This is a genomic window from Bosea vaviloviae (assembly GCF_001741865.1).
GTDB lineage: Bacteria > Pseudomonadota > Alphaproteobacteria > Rhizobiales > Beijerinckiaceae > Allobosea > Allobosea vaviloviae.
Window position 1 is genome coordinate 4,398,366 of record NZ_CP017147.1, and the last position, 18,616, is coordinate 4,416,981.

Annotated in this window: 18 protein-coding genes; 9 read left to right on the forward strand and 9 right to left on the reverse strand. The window is 66.2% G+C overall.

The features are described 5' to 3' along the window. Positions 1–6: 6 nt before the first annotated feature. From BHK69_RS20085 to BHK69_RS20105, 5 genes are all read right to left on the reverse strand, one after another. Positions 7–411 carry a DUF350 domain-containing protein gene (locus BHK69_RS20085; RefSeq protein ID WP_069691642.1) on the reverse strand — a complete coding sequence of 135 codons (405 nt, stop codon included), beginning with the start codon at positions 409–411 and terminating at the stop codon, positions 7–9. 36 nt (positions 412–447) lie between these two features. After that, positions 448–1,332 (reverse strand): VOC family protein, encoded by an 885-nt coding sequence (locus BHK69_RS20090; protein WP_069691643.1) that lies wholly within the window; start codon positions 1,330–1,332, stop codon positions 448–450. A 96-nt stretch (positions 1,333–1,428) separates the two neighbouring features. Further along, positions 1,429–2,598 (reverse strand): glutathionylspermidine synthase family protein, encoded by a 1,170-nt coding sequence (locus tag BHK69_RS20095; protein ID WP_069691644.1) that lies wholly within the window; start codon positions 2,596–2,598, stop codon positions 1,429–1,431. 1 nt (position 2,599) lies between these two features. Beyond that, positions 2,600–3,214 (reverse strand): DUF1190 domain-containing protein, encoded by a 615-nt coding sequence (locus BHK69_RS20100; protein WP_069691645.1) that lies wholly within the window; start codon positions 3,212–3,214, stop codon positions 2,600–2,602. Positions 3,215–3,227: 13 nt separating this feature from the next. Continuing rightward, a complete protein-coding gene (locus tag BHK69_RS20105; RefSeq protein ID WP_069691646.1) occupies positions 3,228–3,629 on the reverse strand; it encodes a DUF350 domain-containing protein in 402 nt (133 codons plus the stop codon). Positions 3,630–3,779: 150 nt separating this feature from the next. Between BHK69_RS20105 and BHK69_RS31600 the strand changes: the two genes are divergently transcribed. Continuing rightward, positions 3,780–4,157, forward strand: a complete 378-nt coding sequence (locus BHK69_RS31600; protein ID WP_083269573.1) for a GFA family protein — start codon at positions 3,780–3,782, stop codon at positions 4,155–4,157. Between the two features lie 223 nt (positions 4,158–4,380). Here BHK69_RS31600 and pyrG read toward each other — a convergent pair whose 3' ends face one another. The 3 genes from pyrG to tpiA form a co-directional block, all read right to left on the reverse strand. Beyond that, positions 4,381–6,009 (reverse strand): CTP synthase, encoded by a 1,629-nt coding sequence (gene pyrG / locus BHK69_RS20110; RefSeq protein ID WP_069691647.1) that lies wholly within the window; start codon positions 6,007–6,009, stop codon positions 4,381–4,383. A 280-nt stretch (positions 6,010–6,289) separates the two neighbouring features. After that, a complete protein-coding gene (gene secG / locus BHK69_RS20115) occupies positions 6,290–6,688 on the reverse strand; it encodes a preprotein translocase subunit SecG (RefSeq protein ID WP_069691648.1) in 399 nt (132 codons plus the stop codon). A 146-nt stretch (positions 6,689–6,834) separates the two neighbouring features. Further along, positions 6,835–7,596, reverse strand: coding sequence for a triose-phosphate isomerase (tpiA, locus tag BHK69_RS20120; protein ID WP_069691649.1), 762 nt, complete (start codon positions 7,594–7,596; stop codon positions 6,835–6,837). Positions 7,597–7,785: 189 nt separating this feature from the next. Here tpiA and BHK69_RS20125 point away from each other — a divergent pair, with 189 nt between their 5' ends. The 8 genes from BHK69_RS20125 to lexA all read left to right on the forward strand — a co-directional run bounded on the left by BHK69_RS20125 (position 7,786) and on the right by lexA (position 16,300). Next, on the forward strand, positions 7,786–9,699 hold the full coding sequence (locus BHK69_RS20125) for a peptidylprolyl isomerase (RefSeq protein ID WP_244548259.1): 1,914 nt from the start codon (positions 7,786–7,788) through the stop codon (positions 9,697–9,699). A gap of 2 nt (positions 9,700–9,701) precedes the next feature. Continuing rightward, positions 9,702–11,225: an anthranilate synthase component I gene (gene trpE, locus BHK69_RS20130; protein ID WP_069691650.1), complete on the forward strand. Its 1,524-nt coding sequence runs from the start codon at positions 9,702–9,704 to the stop codon at positions 11,223–11,225. 99 nt (positions 11,226–11,324) lie between these two features. Beyond that, positions 11,325–11,942 (forward strand): anthranilate synthase component II, encoded by a 618-nt coding sequence (locus BHK69_RS20135; protein WP_069693825.1) that lies wholly within the window; start codon positions 11,325–11,327, stop codon positions 11,940–11,942. Positions 11,943–11,975: 33 nt separating this feature from the next. Beyond that, a complete protein-coding gene (trpD, locus tag BHK69_RS20140) occupies positions 11,976–12,989 on the forward strand; it encodes an anthranilate phosphoribosyltransferase (protein ID WP_069691651.1) in 1,014 nt (337 codons plus the stop codon). Positions 12,990–12,996: 7 nt separating this feature from the next. Continuing rightward, the gene (gene trpC, locus BHK69_RS20145; protein ID WP_069691652.1) at positions 12,997–13,809 is read left to right on the forward strand and encodes an indole-3-glycerol phosphate synthase TrpC; all 813 of its coding nucleotides are present in this window, start codon (positions 12,997–12,999) and stop codon (positions 13,807–13,809) included. Next, positions 13,806–14,291 carry a cyclic pyranopterin monophosphate synthase MoaC gene (gene moaC / locus BHK69_RS20150; protein ID WP_083269574.1) on the forward strand — a complete coding sequence of 162 codons (486 nt, stop codon included), beginning with the start codon at positions 13,806–13,808 and terminating at the stop codon, positions 14,289–14,291. Before trpC ends, moaC begins: the two co-directional genes overlap by 4 nt. Beyond that, positions 14,288–15,499, forward strand: a complete 1,212-nt coding sequence (locus tag BHK69_RS20155) for a molybdopterin molybdotransferase MoeA (protein ID WP_069691653.1) — start codon at positions 14,288–14,290, stop codon at positions 15,497–15,499. The genes moaC and BHK69_RS20155 overlap by 4 nt, the downstream gene beginning before the upstream one ends. A gap of 81 nt (positions 15,500–15,580) precedes the next feature. Continuing rightward, a complete protein-coding gene (gene lexA, locus BHK69_RS20160) occupies positions 15,581–16,300 on the forward strand; it encodes a transcriptional repressor LexA (protein ID WP_069693827.1) in 720 nt (239 codons plus the stop codon). Here lexA and BHK69_RS20165 read toward each other — a convergent pair. Continuing rightward, positions 16,294–18,537: a ComEC/Rec2 family competence protein gene (locus BHK69_RS20165; protein WP_069691654.1), complete on the reverse strand. Its 2,244-nt coding sequence runs from the start codon at positions 18,535–18,537 to the stop codon at positions 16,294–16,296. The two genes, lexA and BHK69_RS20165, sit on opposite strands and share 7 nt — an antisense overlap. Positions 18,538–18,616 lie beyond the last annotated feature (79 nt).

An 18,616-nucleotide genomic window follows, 5' to 3' on the forward strand; every position in this document is an offset into this window, starting at 1 on the left:
GCGCGATCAGTAGCTCATCGCGGCGGCGTTGATCACGCCAGCCGCCAATGAGGCGGCTCCGAGGAAGAGCGCCGCGGCGAGTTCTCCCGAGGCGATCCGCGACGACAGGTTGGGCAGCACCAGCCGCACCAGCGCATAGACGACCAGTTGCACGATGATGGCGACGATGCCCCAGACCGCGAGATCCACGATCGTCGTGGAATGGACGATGGCGCTCGACAAGGGCAGCGCGAAGCCGATCAGGCTCAAGCCCAGCGAGAGCGCGGCAGCGATGTTGTTCTGACGGATCAGGCCGAACTCGTTATGCGAGGTCGCAAGCGTGTAGATCAGCAGATACAGGCCGACGAGCGCCAGCGAGCCGGCGAAGAACAGGGCGAAATCCGGAAGTTTCGCCAAAGCTTCAGCTATCATGGATGGCCCTGTCCCGTTCGCCGGGACAGGATGGCTTCAACCCTGCTCGAAGGCAATGACGCAGCCCAGCGCCGCCGCCGCCGGCACGACAATGCGCTCCTCGCTCTGTGCGAAGGGAATGCCCGCTGCGCTCAGCCGCGCGGCGATGGCTTCGAGATCCGCCACCGTCACGCAAAATCCGAGGAAGCGCGCCGGCGTCGGGTCGGGCTCGACATGGTAGATCGCACTCGCGGCCTCGCCGTCGAGCACGTCGATGCGACCGCGCGGCAGGTCCAGGACGTAGTCCTCATTGCCCTCGAGGATTTCGGCCCCGCCGGTGAAGGCGGTGAGGAAGGCGCGGTGCTGCTCGGGCTCGTCCGTCACCAGGATCGCCGCAGACAGCCCGGTCGCGCCGTTCTCATGCTGCTGGAAGGCCGGATTCCAGAAATTCTGCGGCTCGTGCTGCTCGCAGACGAAGAAGCCGCATTCGGGCGCGGCGGCATCGTCGGCAAAGGCGAGCGAGAACGCGACGCGCACCTCCTCCCCGCTCGGGCGGCGCGCCTGCCGCTCGAAGAAGAAGGGCTCGAAGGCGCCGATGCCGGCGGCCTTGAAGGCGAGATTGTCGGCCTTGGCGTCCTGGCTTTCCAGAACCAGCATCGACATGCCCTCGCCGCGCTCCAGGGCATCGCGCACGAAAGCCCCGAAGGAGAAGCGACCCGGCGCAGGCTCCGGAATCGATTCGGCATCGCCGATGGTGATCAGCTCCAGGAAGGAGCCTGGAAACTGGACGATCCGATTCTGTGTGCCCCAGGGATGGCTGTTGCGTGCTCCAACCCGGAAGCCGAGCTTCTCATAGAACGCGCCGGCGGCGTCGAGATCGCGCACGCCGATGACGAGATGGTCGAGGCCGCGAGGGGCCGGGGCGGAGATGGGAGCAGGCATGGCGATGACTCGCAAGGCAGGAGGCTCGGACAGCTCCTTGTCTAGCAGGTCATCGGGCGCAGGTCATGGCGTGATGCAAGTCATGGTTCGATCAGCTCATGGCTCGATATAGTGCGGCAGGAAGCGCGAGGTATTCTTGGTGATCGGCGTCGTATCCTCGCGGATGCAGAGACCGCAGGCCTGCGAGGCGACGAGCCAGGAGCCGATCACCGCGTAGTTTCCATCGGACTGGAATAAATTGGTCGCGGCGTCCTGCAGGATGAAGCCCTCGGCGCCATAGGGACCGTCATCGCTGTCCAGCACCTTGCCGCGCTCCAGCAAGGTGATGTTGGCACCCTCGCGCGAATAGAGCGGCTTGCGAACCCGGCGCGGCGACAGGCTTTCGCAGCGAGGATCGCCCTCGAAGAAGGCCGGCAGCAGGTTGGGATGGCCGGGTTCCATCTCCCAGAGGCAAGCAAGCAAACCCTTGTTCGAGAGCAGTGACTTCCACGGCGGTTCGATGAACTGGCAGCGCGAGCCCGCGAGCGCGCTGGCATAGCGTTCGCGGAAGAGCCATTCCCAGGGGTAGAGCTTGAACAAGGTCTCGATCGGCACATTGGAGCCGTCGCAGAAGCGGCCATCGCTGAGCAGGCCGATTTCTTCGATGAAGGTGAAGCGGGCGTCGAGCCCGGCCTGCTTGGCGCAATCGAGCAGATAATCGACCGTGCCCTTGTCCTCGGCGCTCTCCTGCACGCAAGCGAGATGCAAGCGATAGGGCGACGGCGCGCGCAGCCCGGCAAGGGCTGCAATCAAGCGCTCATGCAATGAATTGAACTGGTCGCAACCGGCGGGCAAGCTGCCGTTCGCCATGGCGCGCTCAAGCCAGTCCCATTGCACGACACTCGATTCGAACAGGGCTGTCGGCGTGTCGGCATTATATTCGAGCAGCTTGGCCGGCCCCCGTCCGTCATAGGCCAGGTCGAGCCGGCCATAGAGATTGCGCTCGCCGCGCTGCCAGCTCTCACGGATGAAGGCCCATTGCGCGTCGGGAATGGCGAGCCGGGTCAGGACCGCGTCATCGTCGATCGCCTTCTCGATGAAGGCGAAGCAGAGCTGCTCGATCGCCTCGGTCGGCGCCTCGATATCGCGCTCGATCTCTTCCAGCGTGAAGGCATAGGCCGTGCGCTCGTCCCAATAGGTCGCGCCGTCAATGGTGTGGAAGGCAAAGCCGAGGCGCTCGACCTGGGCCTGCCAATCGGCGCGTGCTTCGAAGACGACGCGGCGCATCTCAGGACGAGGATGAGGAACTGAAGGAATGCGAGGTCGAGCCAAAGCCGCCGCGCGATGTCGTGCTCGTGCTCGCGACCCCACTGACGGTGCCGCTACGCGCCACCACAGCCGCGCCGGAGGTCGTCGAATAGGCGCGCGACGAGGAGCCGCTGCGGCCGCCATAGCTGCCTCCGCCGCTGCTGCTCGATGAGGAGCGGGCCTGCTGGCATTCCTGCGCCGGGCTGCCGGGCGGGCAGGCCTGTTGTGTCGGCGGCAACAGGGGCTGTGCCGCTCCGCCGCCCTGGCTGAGGCTGCGGGCGAGCATGATGCCTGCGAGTGCGGGGACAATGACCTGCGCTCCGTTCCAGACCGCGCTTCGGCACGAGCCTGAGCCATATTCGGTCTCGCAGGCGCTGGTGCTGGTGAATTTCTTCGCGTCACGCAAATGATTGGCCGTGGCCTCGTTGAAGCGCGCCTCGCATTGGCTCGACGAGAGCTGCCCTGCGGCGCGGCATTCGGCGAGGCTGTTATAGACGAAACTATCCTCCTGCGTGTCGTCGCCGGAATTGGCCCATATCGTCGCGACCAGGACGACGCCCGCCGCCGCCAGGCCAATCTGGGTCGAGCGCTTCATGCCCGCCTCCCCCTCAGGCCGTCATGCTGGCCGCAGCCAGCGTGCCGGAGATCACGGCAATGACGGCCAGCATCGCCGCCGAAGGCAGGCGATCTTCCTCGATCTTGCGCGAAAGCTCGGGGATCAGAATGCGCGCCAGCCCATAGGCGCCGAACTGGATGATCATCGCGGCGAGGCCCCAGAGCACGAGGTCGGGGATGCTGCTGGCCTGTGCGATTGCCTTTTCAAGCGGGATCGAGAAGCCGGTGACATTGCCGCCGAGCGCCACGGCCGCCGAGAGGTTGCCACCGCGGATCAGGGCAATCTCGTCATGGGCGGTCAAGCGCAGATAGACCGCAGCGAAACAGGCGATCAGCGCCACGCCAAGTGCGAAATAGAGCAGAAACGCGGGAAGCCCCGCCATCGAGATCGCCATGCCGCTCGCCCCCGGGCCGCAAGATTCAGTCCGGTGACTATACGTGAGTTGTGCCGCAACGCCAGTGCACCGAAGCTCGGACGATCTCGAAGTTCGGCGGGTCGTATAGACACCTTCCAAGCCCGGTCAGGATTGCGGTAGCTTGCCTTCATGAAGATACGCGCAGCCAGTTGTGCTTGTGGCCAGCTTCGCCTCAGTTGCGAGGGCGAGCCCGTCAGCGTTTCCCTGTGTCATTGTCTCGAATGCCAGAGACGGACTGGCAGTACTTATGGGATCGCCGCCTTCTTCCCACGCTCCAAGATCAGCATCTCGGGCGTTTTCTCGGATTACTCACGACCATCCGACAGCGGCTATGCGGTGATGCATCATTTTTGCCCCGGCTGCGGCAGCACGGTCTTCTGGGAACCAACGCGAAAGCCGGATGTAGTCGCCGTCGCCGTCGGAGCCTTCGCGGATCCGGCGTTCCCCGCCCCCACGAAGAGCGTTTATCGGGAACACCGGCATCCCTGGGTCGCCGCGCCTGAGTGAGGCGGCGGCGAGATGCATCGGCCCGAAAAGTGGGAACCGGTTTTCGGAACAAGCCGATGCAAGATCAAAACACTACAGCATCAGACCGAATACGATTTTCGGTCTGATGCTGTAGAACGTTTTCGAGTGAAGTGGATACCGGTTCGCGTGAAGACAACGCGTTGAAACAAAGCGCAGGAGCAATTGAACGATCCAATTGGATCGGAAATTGCTCCTGCCCGGTTCAGACCAGGCGGCTTTGCACGACAGCTGCCTCGACGAAGCTTGCGAAGAGCGGGTGCGGCTCGAAGGGACGCGACTTCAGCTCCGGGTGATACTGCACGCCGATGAACCAGGGATGGTCGGGATATTCGACTGTTTCCGGCAGCAGCCCATCGGGTGAGACGCCGCTGAACTTCAGCCCTTGCGCCTCGAGCCGCTCGCGATAGCTCATATTGACCTCGTAGCGATGGCGATGACGCTCGGAAATCTCGGTCCCGCCATAGATCTTGGCGATCTTGGTGTCGGGATCGAGGATCGAGGCATAGGCGCCAAGCCGCATGGTGCCACCGAGATTTCCGTCGGCCGCGCGCTGCTCGAGTTCATTGCCGCGCATCCATTCCGTCATCAGGCCAACGACGGGCTCCTCCGTCGGTCCGAACTCGCTGGAATTCGCCTTTTCGATATGGGCGAGCGAGCGGGCCGCTTCGATCACGGCCATCTGCATGCCGAAGCAGATGCCGAAATACGGCACCTTGTGCTGCCTGGCGAACGTCGCAGCCTTGATCTTGCCCTCCGCGCCGCGGTGACCGAAGCCGCCGGGCACGAGGATACCGTGGACATGCTCGAGGAAGGGCGTCGGGTCTTCCTTCTCGAAGACCTCCGATTCGATCCAGTCGAGATTCACCTTCACCCGGTTGGCGATGCCGCCATGCGTCAGCGCCTCGATGAGCGACTTATAGGCGTCCTTCATGCCGGTATATTTGCCGACGATGGCGATGGTGACCTCGCCCTCGGGGTTCTTCACCCGCTCGGAGATGCGCCGCCAGTTCGAGATGTCGGGTTCAGCGCTGGCATCCATGCCGAAGGCGGCCAGCACTTCGTTGTCGAGCCCCTCCGCATGGTAGGAAAGCGGCACGTCATAGATCGAAGCGACGTCCCTCGCCTCGATCACGGCGGTCTCGCGGACATTGCAGAACAAGGCGAGCTTGCGACGCTCCTCGCGCGGGATCTCGCGATCGGTGCGGCAGAGCAGGATGTCGGGCTGGATGCCGATCGAGCGCAATTCGGCGACCGAATGCTGGGTCGGCTTGGTCTTCAGCTCGCCTGCGGTCGGGATATAGGGCAGCAGCGTCAGGTGGATGAAGATGCACTGGCCGCGCGGCAATTGCTGGCTGGTCTGGCGGATCGCTTCCAGGAAGGGCAGGCTCTCGATGTCGCCGACCGTGCCGCCGACTTCCATCAGGACGAAATCATAGCCCTCATTGCCGGTGAGGATGAATTCCTTGATCGCATTGGTGACGTGCGGAACGACCTGGATCGTCGCGCCGAGATAGTCGCCACGGCGCTCCTTGGTCAGGATGTCCATGTAGATGCGACCGGTGGTGATGTTGTCACCCCGGTTGCAGGGCCGGCCGGTGAAGCGCTCGTAATGGCCGAGATCGAGATCCGTCTCGGCCCCGTCATCGGTGACGAAGACCTCGCCATGTTGATACGGGCTCATCGTGCCCGGATCGACATTGAGGTAGGGATCGAGCTTGCGCAGGCGGACCGTGTGGCCGCGCGCTTGAAGAAGAGCTGCGAGAGCCGCCGACGCCAGGCCTTTGCCAAGCGAGGACACCACGCCGCCGGTGATGAAAACATACCGCGTCATGGGAGGTCACCTTTAACGCCAAGGTTTCGATTCGCGAAGCGGGGCCGCGCAGGGCCGGTGTGCTTCACACGCTTGTCCACAGCCTGACGAGTCCAGCGACCCTCCAGGCTGTATTTGTCCGTCGGGCCTGATCCATCAGGGCCACTATAGCAGCGCACCCGGATCAGGCTCGGTGGGAGCGGCCGGTTTCCCGGCGACTTCCCGTCAAAAGAGAAGGGCCGGTTTCCCGGCGATTTCCCATCAAAAGAGAAGGGCCGGTTTCCCGGCCCCTGCCCTGTCGTCATTGCTGCGGCGCCGCGGGAGGCGTCGGCGGCTGCGAGCCGCCGCTCGGCCCTTGCAGTTGCCGCAATTGGTCGAGCACGCCGCCGGCATTGGGGGCGCTCGGACCAGTCGGGTTGACGGGCGCGCTCGTCGTGGGCGCGCCGTCGATGATCGAACGCTGCACGCGGCCGCGATTCGCCATCACCGCGAGCACGATCGAGGTCAGGAAGAAGGCTCCGGCCAGAATCGCCGTGGCGCGGGTCAGCGCGTTGGCCTGGCCGCGGCCGGTCATGAAGCCGCCCGCGCCGCCGCCGCCGGAGCCCATGCCGAGCCCGCCGCCTTCGGAGCGCTGCAGGAGGACGACGCCGACGAGTGCGACCACGATGATCAAATGGATGACGATGAGAACGTTCTGCATGGTCTCACGAAAATGGGTATGGAGCGGGCCGCCGCAAGAGCGCCCCGCCCCGTCTGCCCGTATCGGGCTTGTAGAGGTCGCGGCGCACATAGCACGCGTCTACGAAGCGCACCACCCGGCAAATCACGCTTGGCGACGCGCCGGACTCAGGCGCAGGCCCGCGCGATCGCCAGGAAGTCCTCGGCCTTGAGGCTCGCGCCGCCGACGAGCGCGCCATCGACATGGGCGACATTCATCAATTCCGCGGCGTTAGAGGGCTTGACCGAACCGCCGTAAAGCAGGCGAACGCTGGCAGCCACCCCTTTGCCGAGAAGCCGGCCGAGCTCTGTGCGGATCGCCTCATGCATTTCAGCGACATCGGCAGCCGTCGGGGTCAGGCCGGTGCCGATCGCCCAGACCGGCTCATAGGCGATGACGAGACCAGCCGCCGTCGAATCCTCCGGGACCGAGCCGCGCAGCTGCTTCTTGACGATCGCCAGCGCCTTGCCGGCCTCGCGCTCATCCTTGGTCTCTCCGACGCAGATGATCGGCACCAGCAGGGCGTCCCGCGCGGCTTGCGCCTTCGCCTTGACGATGGCGTTGGTCTCGCCATGGAGCGTGCGCCGCTCGGAATGGCCGACGATGGCGAAGCTCGCACCGGAATCGGCGAGCATCGCGGCCGAGACCTCGCCGGTGAAGGCGCCGCCGGCATTGGAGCTGCAATCCTGCCCGCCGGTTGCGATGCGCGATCCGATCAATGCGGCCGTCGTGGTATAGAGCAGGGTCGCGGGTGGGCAGACCGCGAGATCGACAACCGCCTTCAGCGCGGTGTCATAGCCCTTGGCGACCTCGACCGCGATGGCGAGATCGGCCTTCAGCCCGTTCATCTTCCAGTTGCCGGCCACCAGCGGCCTGATGTTGCGCGTCACGTCTCGCCTCCCAATATGCTGCGCCGGCTCTAGCAACGCCCGGCCCCTGCCGCAATCGCCCGGCACATCGCAGCACCGATCGACGCAGGAATGATTGCGAGTTGCGCAAGCGGTTCCTATAAGCGGCACCGACAAAAACCGGCGGCGCGCCCACTTGCGCCGCATCCGGACAGGAAAGACTTAAATTCAATGATGATGCAGGGCATCCGCAAGGCGGGTCAGAGTTTCCTCGGGAAGCTCATCATCAGCATAACATTCGGCTTCCTGATCCTGTCCTTTGCGATCTGGGGCATCGGCGACATCTTCCGCGGCTATGGCCGCAATGAAGTCGCTCGCGTCGGCAAGGTCGAGATCGGCCTCGAACAGATGCGCACGACCTATCAGAACGAGATCCAGACGCTGACCCGCCAGCAGCGCCGCCAGATCACGCCTGATATGGCGCGCGCGATCGGCCTCGACCGGCAGGTGCTGTCGCGGCTGGTGACGGAAGCGGTGCTCGACCAGACGGCGCAGGGCATGCGGCTCGCCGTATCCGACGAGACGATTCGCAACCTGATCTTTGACGATCCGACCTTCCGTGACGCGTCAGGCGCTTTCTCGCCGGCCCGTTTCAACGAATTGCTGCGCAACAACGGCTATACCGAGCAGGTCTATGTCCGCGAGCAGCGCGCCACGATCCTGCGCCAGCAGCTCGCCGAGATGGTCGTGGGCGCAGTCGCCGCGCCCGTGGCCCTGCAGGAGATCGGCCACCGCCTGCGCAACGAGAAGCGCAGCGTCACCTTCGCCCGCGTTCCGGTGAGCGCTGCCGGTGAGATCGCCGCGCCGACCGAGGCGCAGCTCAAGACTTTCTTCGACGAGCGCAAGGCCGCTTTCCGCGCGCCCGAATACCGCACCGCCAACATGCTCTCGATCTCGGCCGAGACGGTCGCCGATCCGGCCTCGGTCAGCGAGGACGACGCTAAGGCGCGCTACGAGCAGATCAAGGGCCAGCGCTTCAGCTCGCCCGAGACGCGCGCGATCCAGCAGATTGCCTTCCCGACGCCGGAAGAGGCGCAGGCCGCCAAGGCCCGCATCGACGGTGGCGAGACCTACGAGGCAGTGGCGACCCAGCGCAACGTCGCCGAGAAGGATCTCTCGCTCGGCACCTTCGCCAAGAGCCAGGTCTTCGATCCGGCCGTACGCGATGCCGCCTTCGCCCTGGCGCAAGGCGCGGTCAGCGCTCCGGTGACGAGCGCCTTCGGCCCTGTCCTGCTGCGCGTGACCGCGATCACGCCCGAGCGCGTACGCCCCTATGAGGAGGTCGCGGCCGAGCTGCGCAGCGAGATCGCGACCAGCCGCGCCACGAGCCTGATTACCGACCTGCACGACAAGATCGAGGATCAGCGCGCTGCCGCCAAGCCGCTGGCCGAGATCGCGAGCGAATTGAAACTGCCCCTGCGCACGCTCGGCCCCGTCGATGCAGGCCTGCGCAAGTCCGACGGCTCGACCGAGACGGCCGTGCCGGGAGGTGACGCGACCGTGCAGGCGATTTTCCGCTCGGATATCGGCGTCGACAACGAGGCGATCCGACTGCCGCGCGACACAGGCTATGTCTGGTTCGACCTGACCAAGATCGATCCCGGCCGCGCGCAGGGCTTCGACGAGGTCAAGGCGCAGGTCGAGGCGCAATGGCGCGCCGACGACGTCGCGAGCAAGCTCTCGACCAAGACGCGCGAACTCGTCGCGCAGCTCGACAAGGGCGAGGCCTTTGACGCAGCCGCTTCGGTCGCCGGGCTCACGATCGAAAAGGCCGCCGATCTCGGCCGGCAGGAGCAACGCCCCGAATTGCCGGCCAATGTGGTCAGCCTGATCTTCGGCACCGCTGTCGGCAAAAGCGGCGCGGCGTCCCTCGCCGATGGCGGGCGCGTGCTGTTCAAGGTCGATAGCGCGACTGTGCCGCCCTATGCCCGCACGACGCAGGAAGCGGAGAATTTCGCCCGCCTGCTCGCTTCGAGCATCAGCGAAGACGTCCTGTCGCAATATGTCGGCAAGCGGCAGTCGGAGCTCGGCGTCAGCGTCAACGAGGCCGCATTCCGTAACGCTACCGGCGGCGCGCAGAATTGACCATGCAAGCCGCTCTCGAACGCTTCGCGCAAAGCTATGAGGCCGGCACGGCGCAATTGCTGAGACAGGTGCTGGTCGGCGATTGCGAGACGCCGGTCGCCGCCTTCCTGAAGCTGCGGCACGCGACGACGGGCCCGGCCTTCCTGCTCGAATCGGTCGAAGGCGGAGCCGTGCGCGGGCGCTACTCGATGATTGGGCTCGAGCCGGACCTGATCTGGCGCTGCCATCACGGCGAGGCCGCCTTGTGCCGACCAGCGCTCGGCGACAGCTTCCTCACCGATCCGCGCCCGGCCTTCGAAAGCCTGCGCGCATTGCTGGACGAGAGCGCGATCCCCGACAGCGAAGGGGCGGAAGGCGAGAAGCTGCCGCCCATGGCCGCCGGCGTGTTCGGCTATCTCGGCTACGACATGGTGCGCCTGATGGAGCGCCTGGCCGAGCCGAAGGAGACCGGCACCGGCGTTCCCGACGCGATCCTGATGCGCCCGACGCTGATGGTCGTGTTCGATTCGGTGCGCGACGAGATCCATGTCGTGACCCCGGTGCGGACCCAGCCCGGCGTCGCGGCCCGCGCGGCCTATGAGCAGGCGCAGGAGCGGCTGGAGGCCGTGGTGATGGCGCTCGAAGGTTCGTTGCCGGCCGATGCCGCCATCGACATCGCCAATTTGCCGGAGCCGGCGATCGTCTCGAACACCAGCGAGGCGGATTTCCACGCCATGGTCGCCACCGCGCAGAACTATATCCGCGCCGGCGACATCTTCCAGGTCGTGCTGTCGCAGCGCTTCGAGGCGCCCTTCCAGCTGCCGCCCTTCGCGCTCTACCGGGCGCTGCGGCGGGTCAATCCGGCGCCGTTCCTGTGCTATCTCGACTTTGCCGACTTCCAGATCGTCTGCTCCAGCCCCGAAATCCTGGTCCGCCTGCGCGACGATACCGTCACCATCCGGCCGATCGCCGGGACGCGGCGTCGCGGCGCGACGGTGGCTGAGGATGACGCGCTCGCCGAGGAATTGCTGGCCGACCCGAAGGAACGTGCCGAGCATCTGATGCTGCTCGATCTCGGCCGCAACGATGTCGGCCGGGTCGCGCAGATCGGCTCGGTGAGGGTGACCGATTCCTTCTTCATCGAGCGCTACAGCCAGGTCATGCACATCGTCTCGAATGTCGAGGGTACGATCGACCCGCAGCATGACGCGCTGGCCGCCTTGTCCGCCGGCTTTCCCGCCGGCACGGTCTCGGGCGCGCCGAAGGTCCGGGCGATGGAGATCATCGACGAATTGGAGCACGATGCGCGCGGCGCCTATGGCGGCTGCATCGGCTATTTCGGCGCCAATGGCGAGATGGACACCTGCATCGTGCTGCGCACGGCGGTGGTCAAGGACGAGCGCATGCATGTCCAGGCCGGCGCCGGCATCGTCTACGATTCCAACCCGGAATCCGAGCAGGCCGAGTGCGTGAACAAGGCCAAAGCCCTGTTCAAAGCGGCGGAAGAAGCGATCCGCTTCGCCTCGCGGGTCGGACGTGGGCAGTAGGACCGATATGGCGCTCGCGGCCTGCGCCCGTAACCGATGCGCTTGACCGCCCTGCCCGAGACCGTGCATGACCTTCGCCCGAAAACACGGCTCGAAACCATGCGCATCCTGCTGATCGACAACTACGACAGCTTCACTTGGAACCTCGTCCACCTGATCGGCGGGCTGGGGGCCGACGTCGTCGTGCGCCGCAACGACGCGGTCACGGTCGCCGAGGCGTTGTCTGACGATTACGACGCGATCGTGCTGTCGCCCGGCCCCTGCACGCCCAACGAGGCCGGCATCTGCCTCGACCTCGTGCGCGAGGGTGCCGGAACCAGGCCGATCTTCGGCGTCTGCCTGGGCCTGCAGGCTATCGGCCAGGTCTTCGGTGGCGATGTCGTGCGGGCCCCCCTGCCGATGCACGGCAAGATCTCGGCGATCCGGCATCAGTCGCGCGGCATGTTCCGTGGCATCAACGGGCCGATCCAGGCAACGCGCTACCATTCGCTCGTCGTGGCTCGCGAGACTTGCCCCACGGCGCTCGATATCGAGGCGGAAAGCGATGACGGATTGATCATGGCGCTGTCGCATCGCGAATTTCCGGTGCAGGGCGTGCAGTTTCACCCCGAGAGCATCGCCTCCGAGCATGGCGCGACGATCCTGCGCAATTTCATCGAGATGTCGGAGCGATGGTCGCAGCAGCGCCGGCCCGCCGCCCTGCCCCAGACCGCCTGATTTCACAGAGTTCCCGATTTTCGCAGAGTTCATATGGACGACTTCAAACCCTTCATCGCCAAGGTCGCGACCGGAGCCACGCTTTCGCGCGACGAGGCCAAAGACGCCTTCGACACGATACTCTCGGGCGAGGTCACCAACGCCCAGGCCGCTGCCTTCCTGATGGCGTTGCGCGTGCGCGGCGAGACCACGGAGGAGATCACCGGGGCTGTCGCCGCCATGCGTGGCAAGATGCTGAAGGTCCAGGCTCCGGCTGATGCCATCGACATCGTCGGCACCGGCGGCGATTCGTCGGGCTCCTACAATGTCTCGACGCTGGCCGCGATCATCACGGCCGCCTGCGGCGTTCCCGTCGCCAAGCATGGCAACCGCGCCGCCTCCTCTCGCTCGGGCGCGGCCGATGTGCTGATGGCGCTCGGCGTCAAGGTCGGGCTCGACGCTGCGGCGACAGAGCGCTGCGTCAAGGAGGCCGGCCTCGGCTTCATGTTCGCGCCGACGCATCACGCCTCGATGCGCCATGTTGCGCCGGTGCGCACCGAACTCGGCACCCGCACGATCTTCAACCTGCTCGGCCCCCTGTCGAATCCGGCCGGCGTGACCAGGCAGCTTGTCGGCGCCTTTTCCGAGACCTGGCTGGAGCCGATGGTGAAGGTCCTGGCCTCGCTCGGCTCGCAGCGCATCTGGGCCGTGCACGGCTCCGACGGTCTGGACGAGATCACCACGACCGGGCCGACGCGTGTCGTCTCGCTCGATGGCGGCAAGATCGAGAGCTTCACGATCAGCCCGGGCGATGTCGGGCTTGCGCTGGCGAAACCTGCGGATCTGCGCGGCGGCGAGCCGGAACAGAATGCGGCCGCGCTGCGCGCCGTGCTCGAGGGGCAAAAGACCGCCTTTCGCGATATCGCGGCCTTCAATGCGGCGGCTGCGCTCGTCGTTGCCGGCAAGGCGGGCGATCTGCGCGACGGGCTGGCTCAGGCTTTCGCCGCGCTCGACAGCGGTCGCGCCAAGGCCCGGCTCGATGCGCTGATCGTCAGCTCGAACGCGTGAGGCGGCGATGACCGATATTTTCGCGAAGATCGAGACCTATAAGCGCCAGGAGATCGCCGCCGCCAAGGCCGCGATCCCGCAAGCCGAGATCGAGCGACTGGCGCTGGCCGCCTCGCCGGTACGCGGCTTTGCCGCGGCACTCGCGGCGAAGCATGCCGCCGGCGAGCCGGCATTGATCGCGGAGATCAAGAAGGCGAGCCCCTCAAAGGGGCTGATCCGGGAGGATTTCGATCCGCCCTCGCTGGCGAAGGCTTATGCGGCAGGTGGAGCCGCCTGCCTTTCGGTGCTGACCGACGCACCATCGTTCCAGGGCCGGCCCGAATTCCTGACGCAAGCGCGCGAGGCCTCCGGCCTGCCGGCGCTGCGCAAGGACTTCCTCTACGACGCCTATCAGGTGTTCGAGGCGCGGGCCTGGGGCGCCGATTGCATCCTGATCATCATGGCCGGCGTCGACGACGCCACGGCGCGCGAGCTCAACGCCACGGCACAGAGCCTCGGGATGGACGTTCTCGTCGAGGTTCATGACGAAGCCGAGCTCGATCGTGCGCTAGAGATCGACAGCCGCCTGCTTGGCATCAACAACCGCGATCTGCGTAGCTTCCATGTCGATCTCGCCGTCACCGAACGCCTGGCACCGCGCATTCCCGATGACCGGATCATCATCGGCGAGAGCGGTATCTTCGGCCCCGCCGATATCGCCAGGCTGCGGCGCGTCGGCGTCGAAACCTTCCTGGTCGGCGAGAGCCTGATGCGCCAGGCGGATGTTGCGCAGGCGACGCGCGCTCTGCTTGCCGGTCCAGGCAAGGAGGCCGCGGCGTGACCGGCCTCAGCCACCTCGATGCGCAGGGCCAGGCGCATATGGTGGATGTCGGCGACAAAGCCGAGACGACACGTATCGCCATCGCCGAAGGCAATGTGGTGATGCAGGCAGCCACGCTCGAGATCGTGCGGCGCGGCGATGCGAAGAAGGGCGACGTGCTCGGCACCGCAAGGCTTGCCGGCATCATGGCGGCCAAGCGCACGCATGAACTGATTCCACTTTGCCACCCGCTGCTGATCAGCAAGATCGCCGTCGATCTTACGATTGACGAAGCATTGCCCGGCGTGCGCGTGCGCGCCGAGGTGAAGATGAAGGGCCAGACCGGCGTCGAGATGGAAGCGCTCACCGCCGTCAGCGTCGCCTGTCTCACAGTCTACGACATGGTCAAGGCGGTCGATCGCGCGATGCACATCGAGGGCATCCGGCTGGTGCATAAATCCGGCGGGAAATCCGGCGTCTACCAGGCGGAGCAGCCGGCATGAGCCTGACCCCGGTCAAGGTTGCGCTGCAGGCGCTGCTCGACAGCGTTCCCGGACCGACACCCGTCGAGATCGTTCCGCTCGCCTCCTGCGCCGGGCGCGTATTGGGCGCCGATATCGTCGCGCTCAGAACGCAGCCGCCTTTCGCCAATTCGGCCATGGATGGCTACGCGGCCCGAGCCGCAGATCTTATGCCGGCAAATGAACTGCGCGTTATCGGCGAATCGGCTGCCGGGCGCGCCTTTGCAGGGACGGTCGGGCCCGGCGAGGCGATTCGCATCTTCACCGGCGCGCCTATGCCCGACGGTGCCGATACGATCTTGATCCAGGAGAATGCCGATGGTGTCGGCGGCCCGGTCATCCGCGTCCGCGAAGGGGCCGAGCCGGGGCGTTTCGTCCGCCCGGCCGGGCTCGATTTTCGGGAAGGCGACGTCCTCCTCCCGGCAGGGCGCCGGCTCGACAGTGCCGCGCTCGGCCTCGCGGCAGCAGCCGGACACCCTGCCCTGCCGGTTCGGCGCAAGCCTCTGGTCGCGATCCTGGCGACCGGGGACGAACTCGTCCTGCCGGGCGAAACGGTCGGGCCCGACCAGATCGTCGCTTCAAACAGCTATTCCCTGGCCGCGATCGTCGAGGAGATCGGCGGAACGGCCTTCGATCTCGGCATCGCGCGCGACAATCATCCCGATCTCGCCGCCAAGATCGAACGGGCGCGAGCAGCCGGCGCTGACGTGCTGATCACGCTCGGCGGCGCCTCGGTCGGGGCGCATGACCTTGTGCAGGAAGCCTTGAAGCGCCAGGGCATGGAGCTCGGCTTCTGGAAGATCGCGATGCGGCCGGGCAAGCCGATGATGATGGGTCGGCTTGGTGCCATGGTCGCCGTCGGCCTACCCGGCAACCCTGTCTCGTCGATCGTCTGCGGGCATCTGTTCGTGGCGCCGTTGATCGAGGCGCTCCTCGGCATGCCCGATCCCGCGCGCGACCGTAGCGAACCGGCGATTCTCGGAATCGATATGCCGGCTAATGATGAGCGTGAAGATTATCTGCGCGCCGATCTTCAACACATCGAGTCGGGCTGGCTCGCCACCCCCTTCACCAAGCAGGATTCCTCGATGCTGGGCAATCTGGCGCGCGCACGGGCGCTGGTCATTCGCCCGGCCTATGCAGAGCCGGCAAAAGAAGGCGCACCCTGCCGGATCATCCGCCTCCGCTAGGTTAGCTTGCGGAACACAACACGAACGTGTATGATGTTCGTGATTTGTTTCGAATTCGCGCCGCGGGCGCTGGCGGGGACCATGCTGACACGCAAACAATTCGAATTGCTCCGCTTCATCCAGGAACGCCTGCGTGAAAGCGGCGTGCCGCCCTCCTTCGACGAAATGAAGGACGCGCTCGATCTCCGCTCGAAATCCGGCATTCATCGCCTGATCATGGCGTTGGAGGAGCGAGGCTTCATTCGCCGGCTGCCCAATCGCGCCCGCGCATTGGAGGTGATCAAGCTTCCCGATGGCGTCGGCACGCCACAAGGCGCGCGCCCGCGTTTCAGCCCCTCCATCGTGCAAGGCGGCCTCGGCCAGGGCGGCGGCCTCGGCAAGGCGCGCCCGGCGCCGAATCCCGAAGAGGAGGCGCGGGCCACGATCGCAATCCCGGTGATGGGGCGGATCGCGGCCGGCACGCCGATCTCGGCGATCCAGAGCCGGAGCCACAGTGTGGCACTGCCGGCGGACATGCTCGGCGCCGGCGAGCATTTCGCGCTTGAGGTGCGCGGCGATTCGATGGTCGAGGCCGGCATTCTCGACGGCGACACCGTCGTCATCCGCCGGCAGGACACCGCCAATACCGGCGACATCATCGTGGCGCTGATCGATGACGAGGAGGCGACGCTGAAGCGCCTGCGCAAACGTGGCTCGTCAATCGCGCTTGAAGCCGCAAACCCGGCTTATGAAACCCGTGTGCTCGGCCCTGATCGGGTCAAGATCCAGGGTCGCTTGGTCAATTTGATGCGGCGCTACTGAATCCGGTCGGGCTCGGCTGCCACATCGCCCGTATCGCTCCTCTCCGGCTGCCGCGCAGGAGGCGGCTGCGAGGGCCTTGGGCTTGTCGCCGTGCGCTTACGCATCCAAGGGCGATCGGCGTCCTGCCGTTCCGATTGGATCGTGCGCCAGCCGCCTGCAGTGCCGATGAGGGAGGTCGCGCCGTCGCGGTTCAGGGCCGTCCGGTCGACCAGCTTCGCTGCGCAGGGAGCCGACCAGGGTATCGGCGTGACGACGAGGTCGGCGCGCAGGCAATCCTCGATGACGGCGAGCCGGTCTTTCGCATAGGCGATCCGGCGGCCGTTGCGAGCGGTGACGACACAGCCTTGCGTATCGCAAGCCGCATTCTTGCGCAGGCTCGCATCCGTGGGCTGCCGCCCATCGCCATCGGCGGTGAGCCATTGTTGCAGCACAAAGCTGCTTGGCCGGCCGGCCAGAATGAAACGGTCATCGGCTCCGCGCACGACGAGGCCGGAACCGTCGCGTTCGATGACGATATCCGGCCGGTCCGGCTTGGCCGCGACCGTGACGCCCATCACCAGCGGCACAATGGCTAGCAACCGAAGCTTGGTGCTCCACAGCGTCAGCCAGAGCAGTGTCATTGCAAGGCAGACCAGCGCGGCCTCGCCGAAGGCGGGAATGATCAGCGTCGAGTGATCGATCGCCGCGACCCAGTGGGCCAGCCGCAGCACGACCTCGGAGGCGGCGCCCATCAGCCACCAGGCCGGCCAGTCGAGGCCGAAGGGGTAGGCCAGCACTCCGAACACCGCAGCTGGCATGACGAACAGCGAGACGAAGGGCAAGGCGAGCGCATTGCCGAGCAGCCCGAACGGATTGAAGGTCTGGAAATGATAGGCGCCGAACGGGGCCGTCGCCGCCGTCGCCAGCAGGGTTGTGATGACGGTGCCGCTGGCGGCGATCCAGAGTGGGCGCAGCGGCCAGGGCCATGGCGATGGCGGCGCGGTCTGATTGCGTTCCTCCCAGCGCTCGGCAAAGGCGATCAGCGCCGCGACCGCCCCGAATGACATCTGGAAGCTCGGCCCGAGCAGCGCCTCGGGCTCGCGCAGCAAGACGATGATGGCCGCCAAGGCAAGGTTGCGCATGCTCAGCGCCGGGCGGTCGATCAGGATTGCGCCGAGCATGACCAGCGTCATGATCAATGACCTGACGGTTGCGACATCGGAGCCGGAGAAGATGCAATAGGCGGTTGCTCCGATCATGGCGGCAACGGCGGCGATCTTCTTGATCGGCCAATGCAGGGCCAGCGTCTGCGAGAGCGCCAGCAGCGCCCGCACCAGCCAGAGGATCGTGCCGGCGGCGAGCACCATGTGCAGGCCCGAAATCGAGACGATGTGGTAGATGCCAGCCGCGCGCAGATCGGCATTGGTCGTTTCCGTGATCAGACCGCGCTTGCCGGTCACCAGCGCTGCCGCCATCGCGCCGGCCTGCCCGCCCCCGACGCTGGCGATGCGGGCGGTCAGGGCGTTGCGGGCGCGGTCGATCAGAACGGCTCTCGCGAGTTCGGGCGGAGGCGGGCCTGGCGCCGGCGTCAGCATGATCTTGCCGGGGATGTTGCCGACCGCTCCGATGCCGCGAAAGAACGCGTCGCGGCCGAAATCATAGCCGCCCGGTCGCGCCGGACCAGGCGGCGGCAGAAGGCGCGCATTGGCCGTGATATGGTCTCCCGGCGCGACTGTCTCCGCCTTGATGTTGACGCGGACGCGTTTGGGCCGTCGCTCCGCTTCGACGCCGGCTATCCCGGTGACCAGCACGACGAGGCGAGCGCCGGCATCGCGCGCCTCGACGGATTCGACATAGCCGGTGAGCTGGCCGGTGCGCGGGCGATCCAGGATCGGCGCCATGATCGTCGCGGTGCGCCAGGTCGCTGCCGAGAAGCCGACGAAGACCGCGACCAGCCCAAGGCAAACCGGCAAGGCGAGCTGCCGCCGGCGCAGAGCTATGGCGAGGCCGCTCGCAAGCGCGACGCCGGCAAGCGGCGCCCATAGCGCGGGCTCCCGGTCGCCGGCGAAGTAGAGCAGAATGCCGATGCCCATCATGACCGGGAACCAGAGGAAGAGCCGCCGGCGCTCCGCCTCGGCGGCGAAGGCCTGTCGCGCCTGCCCGAGCCAACCCCGCCATGCCAGGCTGACACCGCCGCCGGGCCAGGAGACGGGCAGGCGCGACGGCAGGACGCCGGCCAGTGCGCCGCGTGATTTCACCCGCTCTGACGGTCCTGTATGCACCGCCGCCCCTTCCCCAGCCCGCCCGCGATCTTGCGCTTAACGCGGGCGGCCGAGC

What these genes read in the sequence shown, in the direction of transcription:
- BHK69_RS20125 (WP_244548259.1), top strand. Translation starts at nt 7,786, where the DNA reads ATGATGATGCAGGGCATCCGCAAGGCGGGTCAGAGTTTCCTCGGGAAG.
- BHK69_RS20100 (WP_069691645.1), bottom strand. Translation starts at nt 3,214, where the DNA reads ATGAAGCGCTCGACCCAGATTGGCCTGGCGGCGGCGGGCGTCGTCCTG.
- BHK69_RS31600 (WP_083269573.1), top strand. Translation starts at nt 3,780, where the DNA reads ATGAAGATACGCGCAGCCAGTTGTGCTTGTGGCCAGCTTCGCCTCAGT.
- secG (WP_069691648.1), bottom strand. Translation starts at nt 6,688, where the DNA reads ATGCAGAACGTTCTCATCGTCATCCATTTGATCATCGTGGTCGCACTC.
- pyrG (WP_069691647.1), bottom strand. Translation starts at nt 6,009, where the DNA reads ATGACGCGGTATGTTTTCATCACCGGCGGCGTGGTGTCCTCGCTTGGC.
- BHK69_RS20095 (WP_069691644.1), bottom strand. Translation starts at nt 2,598, where the DNA reads ATGCGCCGCGTCGTCTTCGAAGCACGCGCCGATTGGCAGGCCCAGGTC.
- trpD (WP_069691651.1), top strand. Translation starts at nt 11,976, where the DNA reads ATGGACGACTTCAAACCCTTCATCGCCAAGGTCGCGACCGGAGCCACG.
- BHK69_RS20090 (WP_069691643.1), bottom strand. Translation starts at nt 1,332, where the DNA reads ATGCCTGCTCCCATCTCCGCCCCGGCCCCTCGCGGCCTCGACCATCTC.
- lexA (WP_069693827.1), top strand. Translation starts at nt 15,581, where the DNA reads ATGCTGACACGCAAACAATTCGAATTGCTCCGCTTCATCCAGGAACGC.
- trpC (WP_069691652.1), top strand. Translation starts at nt 12,997, where the DNA reads ATGACCGATATTTTCGCGAAGATCGAGACCTATAAGCGCCAGGAGATC.
- trpE (WP_069691650.1), top strand. Translation starts at nt 9,702, where the DNA reads ATGCAAGCCGCTCTCGAACGCTTCGCGCAAAGCTATGAGGCCGGCACG.
- BHK69_RS20085 (WP_069691642.1), bottom strand. Translation starts at nt 411, where the DNA reads ATGATAGCTGAAGCTTTGGCGAAACTTCCGGATTTCGCCCTGTTCTTC.
- BHK69_RS20135 (WP_069693825.1), top strand. Translation starts at nt 11,325, where the DNA reads ATGCGCATCCTGCTGATCGACAACTACGACAGCTTCACTTGGAACCTC.
- BHK69_RS20155 (WP_069691653.1), top strand. Translation starts at nt 14,288, where the DNA reads ATGAGCCTGACCCCGGTCAAGGTTGCGCTGCAGGCGCTGCTCGACAGC.
- BHK69_RS20105 (WP_069691646.1), bottom strand. Translation starts at nt 3,629, where the DNA reads ATGGCGATCTCGATGGCGGGGCTTCCCGCGTTTCTGCTCTATTTCGCA.